Annotated in this window: 11 protein-coding genes, 1 tRNA gene and 1 pseudogene; 5 read left to right on the forward strand and 8 right to left on the reverse strand. The window is 57.8% G+C overall.

Annotated elements, in window-relative coordinates; all coding sequences use genetic code 11:
- The 5 genes and pseudogenes from QP868_RS09420 to QP868_RS09440 all read right to left on the reverse strand — a co-directional run.
- Positions 1-545: pseudogene (locus tag QP868_RS09420) on the reverse strand (hypothetical protein); the annotation flags it as partial.
- On the reverse strand, positions 542-1,906 hold the full coding sequence (locus tag QP868_RS09425; protein ID WP_284926311.1) for a hypothetical protein: 1,365 nt from the start codon (positions 1,904-1,906) through the stop codon (positions 542-544). The gene QP868_RS09425 and the pseudogene QP868_RS09420, both read right to left, overlap by 4 nt.
- The gene (locus QP868_RS09430; protein ID WP_284926312.1) at positions 1,903-2,754 is read right to left on the reverse strand and encodes a heme ABC transporter ATP-binding protein; all 852 of its coding nucleotides are present in this window, start codon (positions 2,752-2,754) and stop codon (positions 1,903-1,905) included. The genes QP868_RS09425 and QP868_RS09430 overlap by 4 nt, the downstream gene beginning before the upstream one ends.
- Complete coding sequence (locus QP868_RS09435) at positions 2,751-3,752, reverse strand: FecCD family ABC transporter permease (protein WP_284926346.1); 1,002 nt, start codon at positions 3,750-3,752, stop codon at positions 2,751-2,753. The genes QP868_RS09430 and QP868_RS09435 overlap by 4 nt, the downstream gene beginning before the upstream one ends.
- A 212-nt stretch (positions 3,753-3,964) precedes the next feature.
- Entirely contained in the window at positions 3,965-5,236 is a 1,272-nt protein-coding gene (locus tag QP868_RS09440; protein ID WP_284926313.1) for a heme/hemin ABC transporter substrate-binding protein, read from the reverse strand.
- Between the two features lie 177 nt (positions 5,237-5,413).
- On the opposite strand from QP868_RS09440, the gene QP868_RS09445 reads away from it, so the two are divergent.
- Both QP868_RS09445 and QP868_RS09450 read left to right on the forward strand, forming a co-directional pair.
- Positions 5,414-7,330 carry an HtaA domain-containing protein gene (locus QP868_RS09445; RefSeq protein WP_284926314.1) on the forward strand — a complete coding sequence of 639 codons (1,917 nt, stop codon included), beginning with the start codon at positions 5,414-5,416 and terminating at the stop codon, positions 7,328-7,330.
- Between the two features lie 257 nt (positions 7,331-7,587).
- Positions 7,588-9,096, forward strand: a complete 1,509-nt coding sequence (locus QP868_RS09450) for an OFA family MFS transporter (RefSeq protein WP_284926315.1) — start codon at positions 7,588-7,590, stop codon at positions 9,094-9,096.
- A 43-nt stretch (positions 9,097-9,139) separates the two neighbouring features.
- Here QP868_RS09450 and QP868_RS09455 read toward each other — a convergent pair whose 3' ends face one another.
- Both QP868_RS09455 and QP868_RS09460 read right to left on the reverse strand, forming a co-directional pair.
- Positions 9,140-10,750, reverse strand: a complete 1,611-nt coding sequence (locus QP868_RS09455) for a DHA2 family efflux MFS transporter permease subunit (protein WP_284926316.1) — start codon at positions 10,748-10,750, stop codon at positions 9,140-9,142.
- 54 nt (positions 10,751-10,804) lie between these two features.
- A complete protein-coding gene (locus tag QP868_RS09460; protein WP_284926317.1) occupies positions 10,805-11,305 on the reverse strand; it encodes a TetR family transcriptional regulator in 501 nt (166 codons plus the stop codon).
- Positions 11,306-11,375: 70 nt separating this feature from the next.
- Between QP868_RS09460 and QP868_RS09465 the strand changes: the two genes are divergently transcribed.
- The 3 genes from QP868_RS09465 to QP868_RS09475 all read left to right on the forward strand — a co-directional run bounded on the left by QP868_RS09465 (position 11,376) and on the right by QP868_RS09475 (position 14,100).
- The gene (locus tag QP868_RS09465) at positions 11,376-13,232 is read left to right on the forward strand and encodes a heavy metal translocating P-type ATPase (protein ID WP_284926318.1); all 1,857 of its coding nucleotides are present in this window, start codon (positions 11,376-11,378) and stop codon (positions 13,230-13,232) included.
- A 63-nt stretch (positions 13,233-13,295) separates the two neighbouring features.
- Positions 13,296-13,372 (forward strand) — tRNA-Pro (locus QP868_RS09470).
- Between the two features lie 47 nt (positions 13,373-13,419).
- Positions 13,420-14,100 (forward strand): MOSC domain-containing protein, encoded by a 681-nt coding sequence (locus QP868_RS09475; protein ID WP_284926319.1) that lies wholly within the window; start codon positions 13,420-13,422, stop codon positions 14,098-14,100.
- A 36-nt stretch (positions 14,101-14,136) separates the two neighbouring features.
- On the opposite strand, the gene QP868_RS09480 is transcribed toward QP868_RS09475, so the two are convergent.
- The gene (locus QP868_RS09480) at positions 14,137-15,651 is read right to left on the reverse strand and encodes a fatty acyl-CoA synthetase (protein ID WP_284926320.1); all 1,515 of its coding nucleotides are present in this window, start codon (positions 15,649-15,651) and stop codon (positions 14,137-14,139) included.
- Between the last annotated feature and the right edge of the window lie 103 nt (positions 15,652-15,754).

Raw genomic sequence — 15,754 nt, forward strand, 5'->3', positions numbered from 1 at the left:
GACCAGTAGGTGTACCCGGAGTAGTACACCACGGTAAACGAGCCCTCCCACTGGATGGTCCCAGAGTTCGTTGCGGTGTCCACGTCTCCCGTGCCACCAGAAAATTGGACGTAGTTTCCAGAACTCACACCTGCAGTGTTGACGCGCTCGCCTGCAGGCGTTTGGCATTTGTTGTCCCACGTAATCGGCTGTGTGCCACCATCAGCGGTGGGGCGCAGAATCTTGACATTGCCATCCTGGGCTTTGAACAGTCCGCGCTTTTCGGCGTCATTCGGCCACAGTGAGGATCCCCCGTTGTCAGCCGCCACACCTGCGGAAAGGAAGTTGCACGAACCGGGCAGGTACGCACCTGACCCGGACTCTGCATTGATTCCCCACGTCAGAACGGCGTCTGAGACTTCTAATTTAGACGAATCAGCTTCGGAAGTCCCAGACTCGCTGTTCGGTGATGCCAAGGCTGCTGTACCTACGAGTAGTCCTGTAGCGAACACCAGAATCAAGATTATTGTTCCAGCTGCCACCCATGCGGCTATTGATCGCTTCAACGTGTTTCCTCCTTTGACTCTGCCCAGTCGTCAGCGACTCGCTCCATAACAAGTGTTGGAGCGTTCCCACTGTCTGTGTTGGCTGTTGCTCCCTGGGAATGCATGTGCTTCCCTCTAGCTGCAGACTGCCGTTGCTGATCACCGGAGGAGCTCTCTTTGTCCTCGATAAGTTCAAAGAATCGCATGGGTCCTCGTGACGTCTCATTTTGTGTGTTCGGCTGCTGTGTGTACGAGTATTGTTTGCTGATTACCGGATGACGCATTCCCGAATCATGCATGTCAGCTCGTGCGATCTTGGTATCAACAGTTCTCTCGTATTTGCGCGTGCGCGCCTCTTGTTTCTCACGGAACTTCTGCAGTCTGCGTTTACGTTTCTGCTCCGCAGCAATAGCGCGCTTAGCTCTCCGAGTACGGACACGCTCAAGCGCCTCGGGGTTGACTCCTAGAAGCAGCGACTTCACAGCCATGTAGGAACCGACTCCCACTGCCAGAGCAACTGCGCAGATGGCGAGAACAACACCGATCATCAGCAGAAACACCATGCGGTTGGCATTCGTGTTGAATGCATCAATCTGATCGGGCTCCAGCAGCGGCCCTGAAACTGGCTGTTGTCCACCCGCTGTTCCCGGTGCCGGCGTGGCGGGGGCTTCTGCGTCCTTCTGGTCCTTGTTGTCCTTCGAAGCATTGTCCTTGGGTGCAGCTGACTCTCCGGTAGCGCTGTTGTTTTGCGCCTGTTCGCCACCGGACTGGCCAGCTGCTGCCGCAACCGGGAACTCAATCGGCGTGAAGGTTTCGTTCTGTGCGTTCGACACACCGTGTGCGCCGATCGTGATGATGCCGCAGCGTTCACGCGTGCAGTCAACATCAACCGGATTGCGGTCACGGTCATAGGACGTGAAGCGAGCGCCCGGCAGGATGATCTCGGATGACCACGTGCCGTCGGCCTTCAGCGTGCCGCCGTTGGCAGCGTGCGCTGTCGACGATCCTGGGAACGTGACAAAAAGCTGATAGCCCACCGGATTCGATTCATCGTCATAGGCGTAGCGCAGGTTCGTGCCCGTTTTGCCGCCCTTGCTGGGCTGCCACGTGCCTTCGGCAACACCGAACAGAACATAAATACCGCCGAAGCCGTTCTGCACCGACTGGAAACCGCTGCCGGAGAGTTTCAGGGTCGAGGTGCCGTCAACAGAAGGCGTGCCCGACACAGAAACCCGGGCGGCCGCCTCGGCAGGTTCGGGAGCGACAGCGGCACTAGCGAAGGCGCCCATGCCGCCTATGAGAACAGCGGCAGCCGTGGCTGCCAACCGCCGCAGACCGAGCCGCTTCTTCCGGCTGCCCGGTGCGTGTCCAGGCTGATTCATGACATGTCCTTTCTGGAAGGGCGAACCGGCACCACGAGCGGTGAACCGGATATCGGGTCGGTGAGAACAGTGACGGGATGGCCGTAGGCTTCGCTGATCCGCTCGGCTGTCAGCACGTCTTCCGGTGTGCCGTCAGCAGCAATGCGGCCGTTGTTGAGCAAGGCAATGCGGTCTGCGTAGGCTCCGGCCAGGTCAAGGCTGTGCAGAACCACAACAACAGCGGAGCCGGTGGCCGCGTATTCACGTGCAATCGTCAGCACAAGTTCTTGGTGGCGGATGTCCATGGCTGCTGTCGGTTCGTCCAACAGCAGAATCGGGGCTGCCTGTGCAAGGACGCGGCCCAAAGCGGCGCGCGAACGCTCACCGCCGGACAGCGAGGTGAAGGTGCGGGAAGCAAAGCGGCTCGTATCCGTGCGCTCCAGCACCGCGGACACGATCTTGTCGTCATCAGCTGCCGCCTGCGTCCGCTGCCATGGGGCTCGGCCCATTTCGACGACCTCGAGCACCGTGAAGGGGAAGGACACATCGACCTGCTGCAGCAGAACAGCCCGGCGCATAGCCAGTTCGCGGGTGTTCCAGGCATAGGACGGGTGATCGTTGATGGTGACTGACCCGGATTCTTCCTCAACATCGCCGGTGATGACACCCAGCAGGGTGGACTTCCCGGCGCCGTTGGGACCGACAAGAGCCAGCACCTCGCCGGCCCGGACCTCCAGGCTGGCCCCCTCAAGCACTTTTCTTTCCCCGTCATAGGACACCGTCACGTCGTCCACCGACAGAACCGTGCTTCCAGGTGCGGGTACTTCCGGCAGACGACTTTCGCGGGCCTGACGCAGCTTTTCGATCATGCCCAGCCTCCTGCCTCACGACGGCTGCGGCGCAGCAGGTAGAAGAAGTACGGACCACCGATCAGCGCGGTGAGCATGCCAATCGGGAGGTCAGCGAACTCGATGAGCGTACGTGCAGCAAGATCAGCAAAGGTCAGCAGTGCCGCGCCGCCGAGCACTGAGGCCGGCAGCAGTAGACGGTGGCTTGGTCCCAACAGCATGCGCATCAAGTGGGGAACGACCAGACCAACGAAGGCGATGATGCCGACAAACGCAACAGCCGCACTGACCAGCAGAGCCGACAGGATCATGGCGTACAGGCGCAGACGTTCAACATCGACACCCAGGTGGCGGGCTGCCTTTTCACCCAGCGACACCAGGTCCAGGCCGCGGGCGAGGAACATCGTGAGGAAGATTCCCACGACCACCAGCGGAACGACGATCGCAACCTGTTCCCACCGGCTGCCGTTGAAGCTGCCCATCTGCCAGAACACGATCTGCTCACGTGCCTGCGTGGGGGCCTTGAACACGATGAACGAAATGAGCGCACCGGAAATCGCGTTGACCGCAACACCCGTGAGGATCAGGGTGACGACTTCCGTCCGACCGTTTGACCGCGCCAACACGTACACCACGATGGTGGTCACCAAGCCGCACACAAACGCCAGGAGCGGAACCGTGAATCCGCCCAGGAAGCTCAGGCCGTGCAGAAAGGCGAACGACGCACCGACGGCAGCACCGGAAGACACTCCGATCGTGCCCGGTTCAGCCAGCGGATTTCCGAAGATTCCCTGCATAACCGCACCCGCTATAGCCAGGGCAGCGCCTACGAAAACCGTCAGAACGATCCGCGGGAAGCGCACTTCCCACAGAGCCTCAGAACCGAACTCGTGCGACGGACCCGGCAGCCAGTTGATACCCACCGACTGCAGGACAGATCCCACAACCTCCTTCGGCGGAATGAACAGCTGACCCAACATTGCCGAAAGCAGAGTTCCGCCAAGTAGCAACACCGTCAAAGTTGTGAAGACGGTCGTTACCCAGGCAGCCGAAACCCTCCCGTAATTCTTCTCACTGTGCCTGCCCCCTGGAACCGGGGTGGCAGGTGTCGAAGAAGTAGAGCGGGAGCGGCGCCTCGTGTGCGTTTCTTCCAAAGGCGAACCGGCAAAAGGTGCGGGAGCATTGACACGCTCGGCAGATCTGGAATGAGTAGTGCTCAAGAGTTCTCTCCTTAGGCGTCCGCTTCAGCGGACTCTTCCTGTGGGACGTAGGCGTATTCGGGGGTATGGACCGCAGTGCCCAAGGCGGCGATGACCTCCGCAGTGCGGGGGCCGAAGCTCATCACCTCGTAGTCGCTCATGTCGACAATCCGACGGTTTTTGCCGGCGGGTGTCTGCGCAATGCCCGGCAGCTTGAGGGCTTCATCGATACCGCCGACGCTCTCCAGGCCCTTCGTCATGACCAAAATGACGTCCGGGGCCGCTTTCACAAGCGCCTCAGCGTTGGTTGGGGACATGCCGGAAAAGCCGACTTCAGTCGCAACATCGCGGGCGCCAATGGCCTGAATGAGGGAATCGGCGCCGGAACCCTTGCCGAACCAGTAATAGATGTCGCCACGCAGATACAGGAACACCGTGCGTGGACGGTCGGCCGGGTTGTCCGGGGCAAGCGCATGGATTCTCTTTTCGGTTTCAGTAATTTCTTCGTCCACGCGCTTAGCCAGTTGCTCACCCGCATCCTGCAGGCCCAGCGCCTTTGCAACCGCAACGATCTGCGGGCTGACACCCTGCACACCGTCCTCCGTCGCAGAAGGAATGAACACCACCGGAATGCCGGCATTGCGTAGTTGCAGTTGGACGTCGTAGGGGCCGATGGTCGAATCCGTTAGCACCACGGTGGGTGCCAGATTGAGGATCGCCTCCGCGTTGAGTTCGTGCCCATTCTGAGTGACCAGCGGAAGCTCTTTTTGTCCCGGCATGAGTGATGACATCTGGGTGGAAACATCTCGGCCGATCAAATTGCAACCCAGGCCCAGGCCGACAACCGCGGCGGCCAACCCGCCGTTCTGGTTGACCGCCAGAATTCTCGAGGTGTCACGCACCGTCTGTTCGGGACCATCGTCCGAGGTGACGGTCACTGGGAGGGTTTGTTGCTGATCTGCGAAATCTGCAATTGGCCGGATCTCGGAGGCCCGAGTGTAGGCGGTAGTCGGGCCGTGGATCTTGCTGACCGGTAGCTTCTTTGAGCTGGGAACTTCCGGGATGTCCGGAAGTTGCGCCGCAGGGGTTGCCGGTGGGGGAACACACTCGTTGGAGTGAGCAGCATTGAGCGTGCCGATGTTGTGGAAACCGTTGTTCCACAGGAAAAGCCCAATTGCGAGCACCGCTGCGGTCACTGTTACACGGCGTTTGGTCCGGCGAGGTACACGCCACCTCGTGCGGTTGTACCAAGCTTTAACGTCGGGCTCTGTGTCCCGACGTTGAGCTCGAGATGTGATTTTCATTGCATGTTTCTCCGTGCCAGTGCGTTGGACGCTTTAAGCGAACTATCACTGATCTGTGAATTGACTAACAGGTTACGCTTAGCTAATGATAGCCTTACCTAAGTTACTTAGGTCAAGTGACTATGTCGTAAAAGATTGCGAGCTGTAAAGTGCCGCATCACGTTCACAAGGAGAACCATGAAGTCATCATCAAGCGCGCCTTCGCGCTTTAGCTGGCGCGCCGGCGTGGCCGGAAGCGTGGCACTCGCGTTGGGAGGCGCGGGACTGTTGTTTGCTCATCCCGCTCAGGCAGCAGAAGTGAATGTTTCCGACGCTGTCTTCAGCTGGGGTATTAACGCCGAATCCGGTGCAGGTGCTTTCGCTCCAGGCACATGTAATTTCTTGTCCGCCGGCGTATCCGGCAATGCCGGGCAGTCCTCACCGTGGTCGAAGGAAGATGCCGAAGCTAAGAAGCTGTTCAGCCCGGACGAGGGCAACGTCAAGATCCTGCGTCCCACCGCTGATGGTGGCACACAGCCGATTACGTGGGACAACAAGTGCCAAACGCCTGCAGGTGAGCGCGTCAACACGTGGAACGGCGAAAACGCCAAGCGGTCGGGCAACTTTGTTGAGATCTCCGGCGGTAAGGGCACAATCGACCCTGAAACGAACTCTGGGACCATCCAGTGGGAGGGCTCGTTTACCGTGGTGTACTACTCCGGGTACACCTACTGGTCGGTGAGTAACCCGAAGCTCGAGGTGAATAACGGCAAGGGCAAGATCACCGGAACCTTCTCCGGCTACGGGACCGACATGGCAGACCTTTCCAAGTGGGAGAAGCTCAAGCCTGTTGAAGGCACCATTGCCGACTTCAAGAACAACAAGGTTGAGCTCGATGAAAACGGCTTCACCGTCACTCCTGACTACGAAGGTGTTGACAGTGGACAGCCTGACCAGAATAAGGAGAAGGACGGTTGGGGTTCATTCCCCAAGAGCTGGGTGGACTTCAACGTACAGACAGGCCAGACCCAATACTGGTACACCTCCGGCGGGGCCGCGGACCCACGCAAAAAGCCGACTGAGATCACCGTGGAGTACACGGCTGAAGAGCCCGAACCGCAGGTCGATGAAGAGACGATTAAGAACACCACCAAGAGCACGCCCTCTGTTTCTGACGAGGGCCTGACGGTCAATGTGACCGGCGAAGGCTACGGCGTGCTGCCCAAGGCCAGCACGGGCCGCGACGCCAACGGTGTTTACGTCGCCGTTGTCGACCGCAAGGTCAAGAACAGCGAAATCGAACTGTCGCGTCCGTCCGCTAAGGCGGCTTCTGCTGCGATGTCGTCGAAGGAACCGGTTGCCGTTGAATACGTTCCCGCTGACAAGATCAAGGACGGCAAGCTCGATGCCAAGGTGACCGCAGCAACAGACAAGCTAAACGAGGACACCGACTATGATACCGTCGTGTGGGTTGCTCACGGCAACCCGAACGACGACACGGTCCTCTACCGCTCCAACATCAACCTCGACGAGGAGCAGAAGAACGCGCTGTTCCCTGCCGAAGACCCCAAGGACCCAGAAACGCAGGACCCCAAGGACCCGGAAACGCAGGCCCCACAGGAACCGGAAACGCAGGCCCCACAGGAACCGAAGGAACCTGAAGTTCCAGACACTAAGGAACCCGAGGTGCCTGAAACGCAGGAGCCAAACGAACCCGGCACCCCAGAGAACGGCAACGATGAGCCGACTGACCCGGACACGAAGGAGCCCGAGGTGCCTGAGGCTCAGGAGCCAAACGAACCGGGCACTCCGGAGAATGGCAACGGCGAGCCGACGGACCCGGAAGTCAATGACCCCGAGGTGAAGGAACCGGAAGTGAACGAACCGGAAGCTCAGGGCCCAGAAGGCCAGAATCCTGGTGCGGAAGCGCCCGGAGCGGACGGGCCCGGCGCCGCAGAGACTTCAGGCTCGCAGGGGAGCGACGCTAAGCCGAGCCCTACCGCTTCCAATTCACTGCCGCGTACCGGTGGCACTAATCTGGCGGTCGGAATTGCAGGAATCACATTGCTTGCTGTTGGTGCTGTCGCCATGATTATCTCCAGTCGTCGAGCTTAAATAGAGATCTGACGATACTGGCGCGACTCTTCCCGGCCGGTCGGGCTTTTGCCCGGCCGGTCTTGCGCTTTTCATAAACAACGTGCCTTGCGGAATGCTCTTATCAATCCAAGCAGAAATACCGGGCTAAATGCCGTGTGAAACCGCTCACTTTAAGATAACGTGAGTGAATGCTGAGTAAGCATTGTAAGAATTTCAGGGTGTCACGCTCTCAACGTGGCTAGCGTGACACTTGTGTTTCCTAGTTTGGAGTACGCATGTCAGTTCTCACCAGGTCCGGTATCACCGCACCTACGTCGTACAACCGCTGGCTCATCCCACCAGCAGCTCTCGCAATCCACCTGTGCATTGGACAGGTGTACGCGTTCTCGGTTTTCAAAATGCCACTCGTCGAGCACTTCAACACGGGTGAAGTTGCAGTCGGATGGATCTTCTCGGTGGCTATCGCCATGCTCGGTATCTCGTCTGCAATCGGTGGAACATGGGTCGAGAAAGTCGGTCCACGCCTGTCCATGCTCGTCTCAGGTGCTTTCTGGGTCATTGGGTTCTTTGTTGCGTCGATCGGTATCGCAACAGGTCAACTGTGGCTTGTTTACTTCGGTTACGGTTTCCTCGGAGGAATCGGACTCGGAATTGGGTACATCGCCCCAGTCTCAACCCTGATCAAATGGTTCCCTGACCGTCCAGGGCTAGCAACTGGGCTCGCCATCATGGGCTTTGGTGGAGGTGCACTTATCGCTTCACCAATGTCTAACCAACTCATGGTTGCCTTTGGTGGCGGCGACTCCCCAGAAAACCTGGTCGCCGGCGTGTTCCCCACCTTCATTGTTTTGGCAGTTGTGTACGCCGTCGTGATTGCTCTTGGTGCCTACGTTGTTCGCGTTCCACACCCAGACTGGAAGCCCCAGGGATGGGACCCTGCATCCGTGAAGTCAAAGTCGATGCAGACCACCCGCCACGTTACCGCACGCAAAGCCATCTCAACTCCTCAGTTCTGGTTGTTGTGGGTCGTGCTTTTCACCAATGTGACCGCGGGTATCGGAATTCTGGAAAGCGCTTCACCAATGATCCAGGACTACTTCTCGCAGATCACACCGGCATCTGCTGCCGGGTATGTTGGGCTGCTGTCCTTGGCTAACATGGGTGGCCGCTTCCTATGGTCATCCGTATCGGACATCACCGGACGTAAGTTCATCTACATTGTCTACCTGGGCGTTGGAGTTGGCCTCTACCTGTTGGTCGCGCTGATCGGCCACGGTTCCCTTATTCTGTTCATCTTGGCAACCCTGGTGATCCTGTCGTTCTATGGCGGAGGATTCGCGACCATGCCCGCCTACCTCAAAGACATCTTTGGCACTATGCAAGTGGGTGCGATCCACGGTCGCCTGCTCACCGCGTGGTCAGCCGCAGGAGTCGCTGGACCACTCATTGTGAACACGGTGCTTGAAGCCCGTCGCAGTACTGGAGCTGAAGGACCGGCTCTTTACCAATTGAGTCTGTTCATCATGGTGGGTGTTTTGGCGGTAGGTTTCATCGCAAACGCGCTCATGCGTCCTGTCGCTGACAAGCACTACGCAAGTGACGAAGAAGTTGAACAGATCGCGGCAAGTCATAACCTCAAGACAGGTGAAGACGGTGGTATCGCCGTGAATGCCGGAAACGCGCTACACACTGCTGCGGCGTGGGTCCTCACGGCGATCGTGACAGTGGGCTTGGGTTACGGCCTTGTACAGATTGTGCTGAAATCCCTCCAGCTCTTCGTCTAAAGCCGTCTCACCACGGGTCAACGCCTGTGCAGTTAATCCGCAGTTACTTCGACTGGCGCTTGACCTGCCACGCTCCTGCTAATCCCAGCACCAGAAACAGGGCGGCAGCCAGGAGGACCCACGAAACAGCTGACGCAAAGCCTTGAGTTAATGCGTCCACTACAACAGGGGTCTGCTCACCTAACGGTCCGGCAGGCCCCTGCGACCGTAACTGCGCCAAAACAGTACCTGCCGAAACACGAGTGGCCTCAGCTAGCCGGTCTACCTGAGCTCCCGTGAACCCGGCTGAAGCCAGAGAACCCGGCAGGGTAATCGCCAAAGAAACCGCTAAGGTTGCGCCTGCAACCGCGGTTCCCAAAGCCGAACCGATCTGCCTCACTGTGCTCTGCGTCGCCGAACCTTGGCCAGACACATCCACAGGAATATCTTGTAGCACCGTACCTGTCAGTTGCGCAGAAGCCAGACCAAGCCCCACGCCATACACCGTTAGTGGTAACGCTACGACCCACCCTGGTATCCCAGGATCAACAAGGAACGCCAACACGACAACGCCAAACACCTCTAGCCCTAGACCAATCAGCACCGTGCCAGGCGCACCGAACCTTCTCGCCACATGACGCGCGGCCGCACCTGACACAAAGGCACCAACAGCCATCGCCGCAAGCACGAGGCCCGCCCCCATCACGCTCATACCCAGGGCGCTGATCAGGTACAGCGGAAGGACGAAAATGATTCCAAATTCGCCCACAGCAACCATGGCAGCGGTGAGGTTACCCCAGGAGAAGGTCTTGTAACTGAACAGGTCGAGGTCGAGAAGAGCGTCGCGCTGAACGCGGGCTCTGTGTTTTTCCCACAGAACAAAGAGAATGATCGCAACGATCGACACCGCCAGGGCAACAGGCACAATTGAGACCGGTGCGGAAACCGGCCAGACCCACCCCAGAACGCCGAAATCGGAACGGGGTGTCCACCAACCTAAATCGGGGCCCTCAATAATCGCAAAAACAAGTGCCCCGCATCCTATCGCGCTCAAGAGCGCGCCATCGACATCCATCCCCGGAAGCTTTTTGCCCCCTCGGGTTTCTGGCACAGTAAACGCGGCCGCCACAATCACCAACAAACCAATGGGCAGATTCACTAAGAAAATCCAGTGCCACGACACCCACTGAGTTAAAGCGCCGCCCGCCAGCGGCCCAACCGCAGCGGCACCAGAAATTACGGCACCCCACACGCCGAAGGCCACCGCACGTGACTTACCGCGGAACACCGCATTCACAGTGGATAATGTTGACGGCATAATCAGTGCCGCACCAACTGCCTGGACTGCCCGGGACAAGATGAGCACACCCGCAGTTTGAGAAAGCGCGGCCAGAAGACTTCCCAGAACAAACACAGCGGTTCCAGCAATGAACAGTCGTTTGCGTCCCCAACGGTCCGCCAGATTCCCTGTCGTGAGAAGCAACCCAGCAAGCACGACTGCGTATAAACTATTTACCCACTGTGCGTCCGTGAGGTTCAAACCCAGATCACGAATGATGGTCGGCAAAGCGACCCCAACGATGGTTCCATCGAGCACAATGAGGCCCAAACCTACAGATAAAACAGCGAGCCCGAACCAGTCACGTCGTGACGGCTGTTGAAATGCTTTGTTCACATATTCATACAACCACTCGCGGAGGTGCTAAACATCGCGCCAGGGGTTGACTTCTCAATCAACTAAAAGTTGTACCGCTGCCTCAAAATCTTCATCACTCGATACACCAGTGGTTCCATACAACTCACGGTTCTGCTCAATCGCAACGAAACCCACCACAAACGAAACCAGCCTCTCAAGGATCGTCTGGTGCGCCTCGGGAAAGGTGGCGCGCACCGCGCCCTGAAGAACCTGAGGCGTGACTTCCTCACCTTTGAGCGCGAACGCCAACAAGAAAATCTCAGCGCCATCCCGATATGACGCAAGTACGCGCCGCAAATGGACAGCCACCTGCGTGAACGTGTGCGGGGGAGTGCCACACGCTTGATCCACCTGCTCCGACATGCGGCGCGCAACCAAAATAAAAACCTCCTGCTTATTAGCCACATGCCAATACAGCGCAGACGGTTGCACATCGAGTTCCCGGGCCAGACGACGCATAGACAGGTCGCCCAAACCGAACTCAGACGCGATCTTTAACGCCGCGTCAGTAATGATGTCGGTACTCAGAGCCATATCCCTTAGCCTACGTTTGGATTGCCTTTCCTTCCTGGTTGAAAAGGCTTGAATGTTCAAGAATATCCACATGGGAACACTACTTCGCCGATACATGTGGGTCGTCCTGACGTGCGTCATCGCATTGTTGTACGGGGTCTTGGCTCTGTCCGGGCAGAAAACCCTGGGCACCTGGATCGGTGGAGTGTACGTAGCGATCTTCATCGTAGTGACCCTGGTGGGCATGATCCGCGATATTGCCCGTGGAAACTGGGGTCTGGACATTCTTGCTGTCGTCGCAATGGTGTCCACCTTAGCTGTAGGTGAAGTGCTCGCATCCATCATTGTGGTCCTCATGCTTTCTGGGGGAGAAGCTCTTGAGGACTACGCTCAGCACCGGGCGGCACGCGACCTAGAGAATCTTCTCAAACACTCACCGGCAATCGGCCACATCCTTGAGGGTGGCACGCCCAGAGACATTGATGTCGAAGACGTTGAAATCGGTGACCAACTTCTTGTTAAACCTAACGAAGTCGTTCCAGTGGACTGCACGCTCAAAAGCGACACCGCGAGCTTCGATGAGTCGTCACTGACAGGTGAGAGCCTGCCTGTGACCAAAACTGCAGGCGATGAGATTCTCTCCGGTGTGGTCAACAGCACCACCGCAGTGACAGTTACCGCAACAAAGCAAGCTCACGAATCACAGTTCCAACAAATCGTTGCTCTCATGAGCGAGGCGGAAGAAAACCGTGCACCTATTGTGCGCCTCGCAGACAGGTACGCAATTCCGTTCACCGTGCTATCCCTGGTCATCGGTGGTGTTGCTTGGTTTGTCAGTGGCTCGGCTACCAGGTTTGCTGAAGTGATGGTGCTGGCTACCCCGTGTCCGCTGCTCATTGCGGCCCCAGTTGCTTTTATTGGTGGTCCGGCACAAGCGTCGCGCAATGGCGTAATCGTGAAATCAGGCGCGGTCCTCGAACAGCTCTCCCGCATCCAGTCGGCACTCTTCGACAAGACCGGCACGCTTACCCGCGGAACCCCCGAAGTCACCCGCGTTGTCCCGGCGCACGGCTGGGACGAGGAGGAACTCTTGCGGTTCACCGCCTCGGCGGAACAGTACTCCACCCACGCGCTTGCACGCGGAATCATCGAGGCCGCTAGGAATCGTAACCTCAGCCTCAGCGACACCGACACGGCAGACGAAGTTGCCACCAATGGCGTGTGGGCTGTTATCGACGGCCACGACCTGCGCGTAGGTAAAAAGAGCTTCATCGAAGAGTCGGTGGGCTCCATCGAAGCACCTACGTTGGAGCCTGGCGAAGGAGCTGCCTTCGTCGCCATCGACGGCGCCTATGCCGGAACAGTCATGCTGGCGGACCAGATTCGCCCAGAAACACCTCGGGTCATATCCTGGTTGCGCGACAACGGTGTCAAAAACGTTTCAATGCTCACCGGCGACAACGCTCACACTGCCCAGCACATTGCGCAACTGGCTGGCATTGACGATGTCAAGGCTGATCTTCTGCCACCTGACAAAGTTCGGCTTGCCGGCGAAACCAAGCCCAGTCCCGTCCTCATGCTAGGTGACGGGATTAACGACGCCCCGGTTTTGGCGCGCGCTGACGTTGGGCTGGCTATTGGGGCTAAGAGCGCAACAGCCGCGTCCGAGGCGGCAGATGGTGTGATTTTGCGTAATAGTTTGCGCTCGGTTGTGGAAGTCCTTGCGATCTCAAGGCACACAGTGTCTGTTGCCCTGACCGCTATTTGGTTGGGCATCATCTTGAGCGTGGGGTTAATGCTGGTGGCCGCAACGGGCGCTATTCCTGCCGTGTTTGGTGCGTTGACGCAAGAGATTGTGGACCTTGTAGCTATTTTGTACGCACTGTTGGCACTCCGGAGCCCTCGAACGTTGAAGAAACTGCGTGAAGAAGAGCACACTTCCGTGTAATTAGGTGAAGTGTGATTAGGTGAAGTGGCGCGTCAGCGTTAAGATGGACGGGCAGTTTTGCACCGGGATATGGCGCAGTTTGGTAGCGCGCCTCGTTCGGGACGAGGAGGTCGCAGGTTCAAATCCTGTTATCCCGACCATTGTGTAAGGCGGAATGTTTAGACCCGGCTGTGTAAAGTCAATACACGTGCACACAAAATTTACCGGAACCGTCACCCACTTGTGGGTTGGAAAAGCCCAGTGGCAGAACTACTCGGGAAGAGATATCTTCACCGGCGCTCATAAGCATCTCGTTGACACGATCGCGGTTCACCCTCATGGCGCGGAAGGCGATGAACAGGGCAACCGGAAAGTACACGGTGGCCCAGAAAAGGCCCTCCTGCTCTACACTTACGACGATTACACGCAATGGGCGGCTGACGGCTACCAATTTCAGCCGGGGAACTTTTTCGAAAACGTCACGATCGACGGCATTGCCATGCGCGACATTCACCTGGCCGACACCCTGCAAATAGGTGAAGTCACAGTGCAGGTCTCCCAGATTCGCCGGCCATGCACAACACTGGCGCACCGGTGGAACATGAAAGAGCTACCCCGCCTAGTACAAAGCACGGGGCGCAGCGGGTTCTATGTGCGCATTCTTCAACCCGGCACCATACGAACTAATGACCCAGTGACATTCATCAAGCGGGAACCGCGAAGCGTGGCTCTGCCCGAGGTCAACCGGGTTATGAACATCGACCGCACCGACGCTCAAGGAATTCGCGCCCTCATCGACGCACCAGGCATGCCACCACGGTGGGTGGAGCAGCTGCAACGTCGCCTTTCTGGCTACGTGACAGACGAATCTGCTCGCCTAGGCGAGTAGGTGTGCCTAGACGAGCAGATGTAGAGTCGAGGATTCTTATGACTCGCGCAGTTTGCGCTTGAGGATCTTACCTGCCGAGTTCTTTGGCAACGCGTCGACGAAGTGAACAGCCTTAGGTGCCTTGAAGGCTGCCAAACGTTCCTTGACGTGCTCGATCACCGTTGTCTCGTCAAGCTCCTGGCCTTCCTTCACAACGACGTAGGCAGTGATCGCTTCGATCCACTTCTCGTCCGGCTGACCAACAACAGCTACCTCTTCAACTGCGTCGAGTTCGAAAATACTGTCTTCAACCTGACGACCTGCGACCAGAACACCACCGGTGTTGATGACATCCTTCACACGATCAACAACCTTGATATAGCCCTGCTCGTCGGCCACAGCGAGGTCACCAGAGTGGAACCAACCTCCCGCAAAAGCTTCTTCAGTGGCTTCTGGTTTGTCCCAGTAACCCAGGCACAGCTGAGGCGAGCGGTACAGAATCTCTCCCTGCTCACCAGGTGCGACGTCGTTGCCTTCCGGGTCAGCCAAACGGGCTTCCACAAACGGAACGGGACGACCAGCAAAGTCTGGGCGCTCGTCGTGTTCCTCCGGGCGTAGAACAATCGCCAGGGGACCAAGTTCGGACTGCCCCATGCAGTTGTAGAACCCGAGGTTGGGAAGAGTTTCACGCAGCTTTTTCAGGATTGGTCCCGGCATGATCGAAGCACCATACATGGCACGCTTTAAGCTGGACAGGTCACGGGTCTGCAGGTCTGGGTGGTGAGCGATTGCAACCCATACAGTAGGAGCAGCGAAGAACGCCGTGATCTTTTCACGCTCAATGATCTCTAGCAGCTGCCCAGTCACAGGTGCAGGCACGATGATGTTAAACGAGCCCTTCATCAAGGACGGGATCAGCAGAACGTGCATCTGCGCGGAGTGGTACAGAGGAAGTGCGTGCACCCAACGGTCGGACTCTTCGGGGTCCAGCGTCAGCAATGCTGACTGGTATTCGGTGAGCAGGGCGCGGTGCGTCATGATCGCACCCTTGGGGAGGGAAGTGGTTCCCGAGGTGTACAGGAGCTGGGCAATGTCCGTGTCGACGACGTCGAACTCGCCTGGCTCCGAAGGCTCTACGTCTGTCTGCTGTGCAACTTCCAGGAGGTCTGCGAAGGGAACAATCTCTACGTTCTCAGCCTTTGCCGATTGCACGTGGCGAATGAACTCACTTCCCACGTAGACGCGCTTTGCACCCGAGTTTTCCAGCATGTACTCCAGCTCTTCACGGGTGAGCTGGTAATTGATAGGCACGTGAATGAGTCCGGCGCGTGTACACGCCAAGAACAAAATGGCAAACAGGTCGCTGTTCTTGTCAAACGCTGCCACACGGTCGCCTTTTTCAAGGCCTTGACTTACCAGGTGGCGAGCCACAGCGGTCACTGCTGATTCCAGCTGCGCATACGTCCATGAACGGTCATCGAAAACGATTGCGGTCTTGTCTGGGACGCGTGACGCGGAGCGGCGGATAACGTCGGAGATCGTGTTGCGGTTAACAGATGTGATTGAAGTCATAAAAAGAATCCAACCACCAGATGCGTGCGAATCATAAAAGATGACAAATATTTCAAAACTTGAGACGTGTCACGTGCTCAGGTACACCGTTAAGCTCACGCGA

The organism is Brevibacterium sp. UMB1308A, assembly GCF_030230605.1.
GTDB lineage: Bacteria > Actinomycetota > Actinomycetes > Actinomycetales > Brevibacteriaceae > Brevibacterium.

Excerpts from the sequence above, each read along its gene's own strand:
- QP868_RS09425 (WP_284926311.1), bottom strand. The coding sequence starts at position 1,906 with ATGAATCAGCCTGGACACGCACCGGGCAGCCGGAAGAAGCGGCTCGGT.
- QP868_RS09430 (WP_284926312.1), bottom strand. The coding sequence starts at position 2,754 with ATGATCGAAAAGCTGCGTCAGGCCCGCGAAAGTCGTCTGCCGGAAGTA.
- QP868_RS09440 (WP_284926313.1), bottom strand. The coding sequence starts at position 5,236 with ATGAAAATCACATCTCGAGCTCAACGTCGGGACACAGAGCCCGACGTT.
- QP868_RS09445 (WP_284926314.1), top strand. The coding sequence starts at position 5,414 with ATGAAGTCATCATCAAGCGCGCCTTCGCGCTTTAGCTGGCGCGCCGGC.
- QP868_RS09450 (WP_284926315.1), top strand. The coding sequence starts at position 7,588 with ATGTCAGTTCTCACCAGGTCCGGTATCACCGCACCTACGTCGTACAAC.
- QP868_RS09460 (WP_284926317.1), bottom strand. The coding sequence starts at position 11,305 with ATGGCTCTGAGTACCGACATCATTACTGACGCGGCGTTAAAGATCGCG.
- QP868_RS09465 (WP_284926318.1), top strand. The coding sequence starts at position 11,376 with ATGGGAACACTACTTCGCCGATACATGTGGGTCGTCCTGACGTGCGTC.
- QP868_RS09480 (WP_284926320.1), bottom strand. The coding sequence starts at position 15,651 with ATGACTTCAATCACATCTGTTAACCGCAACACGATCTCCGACGTTATC.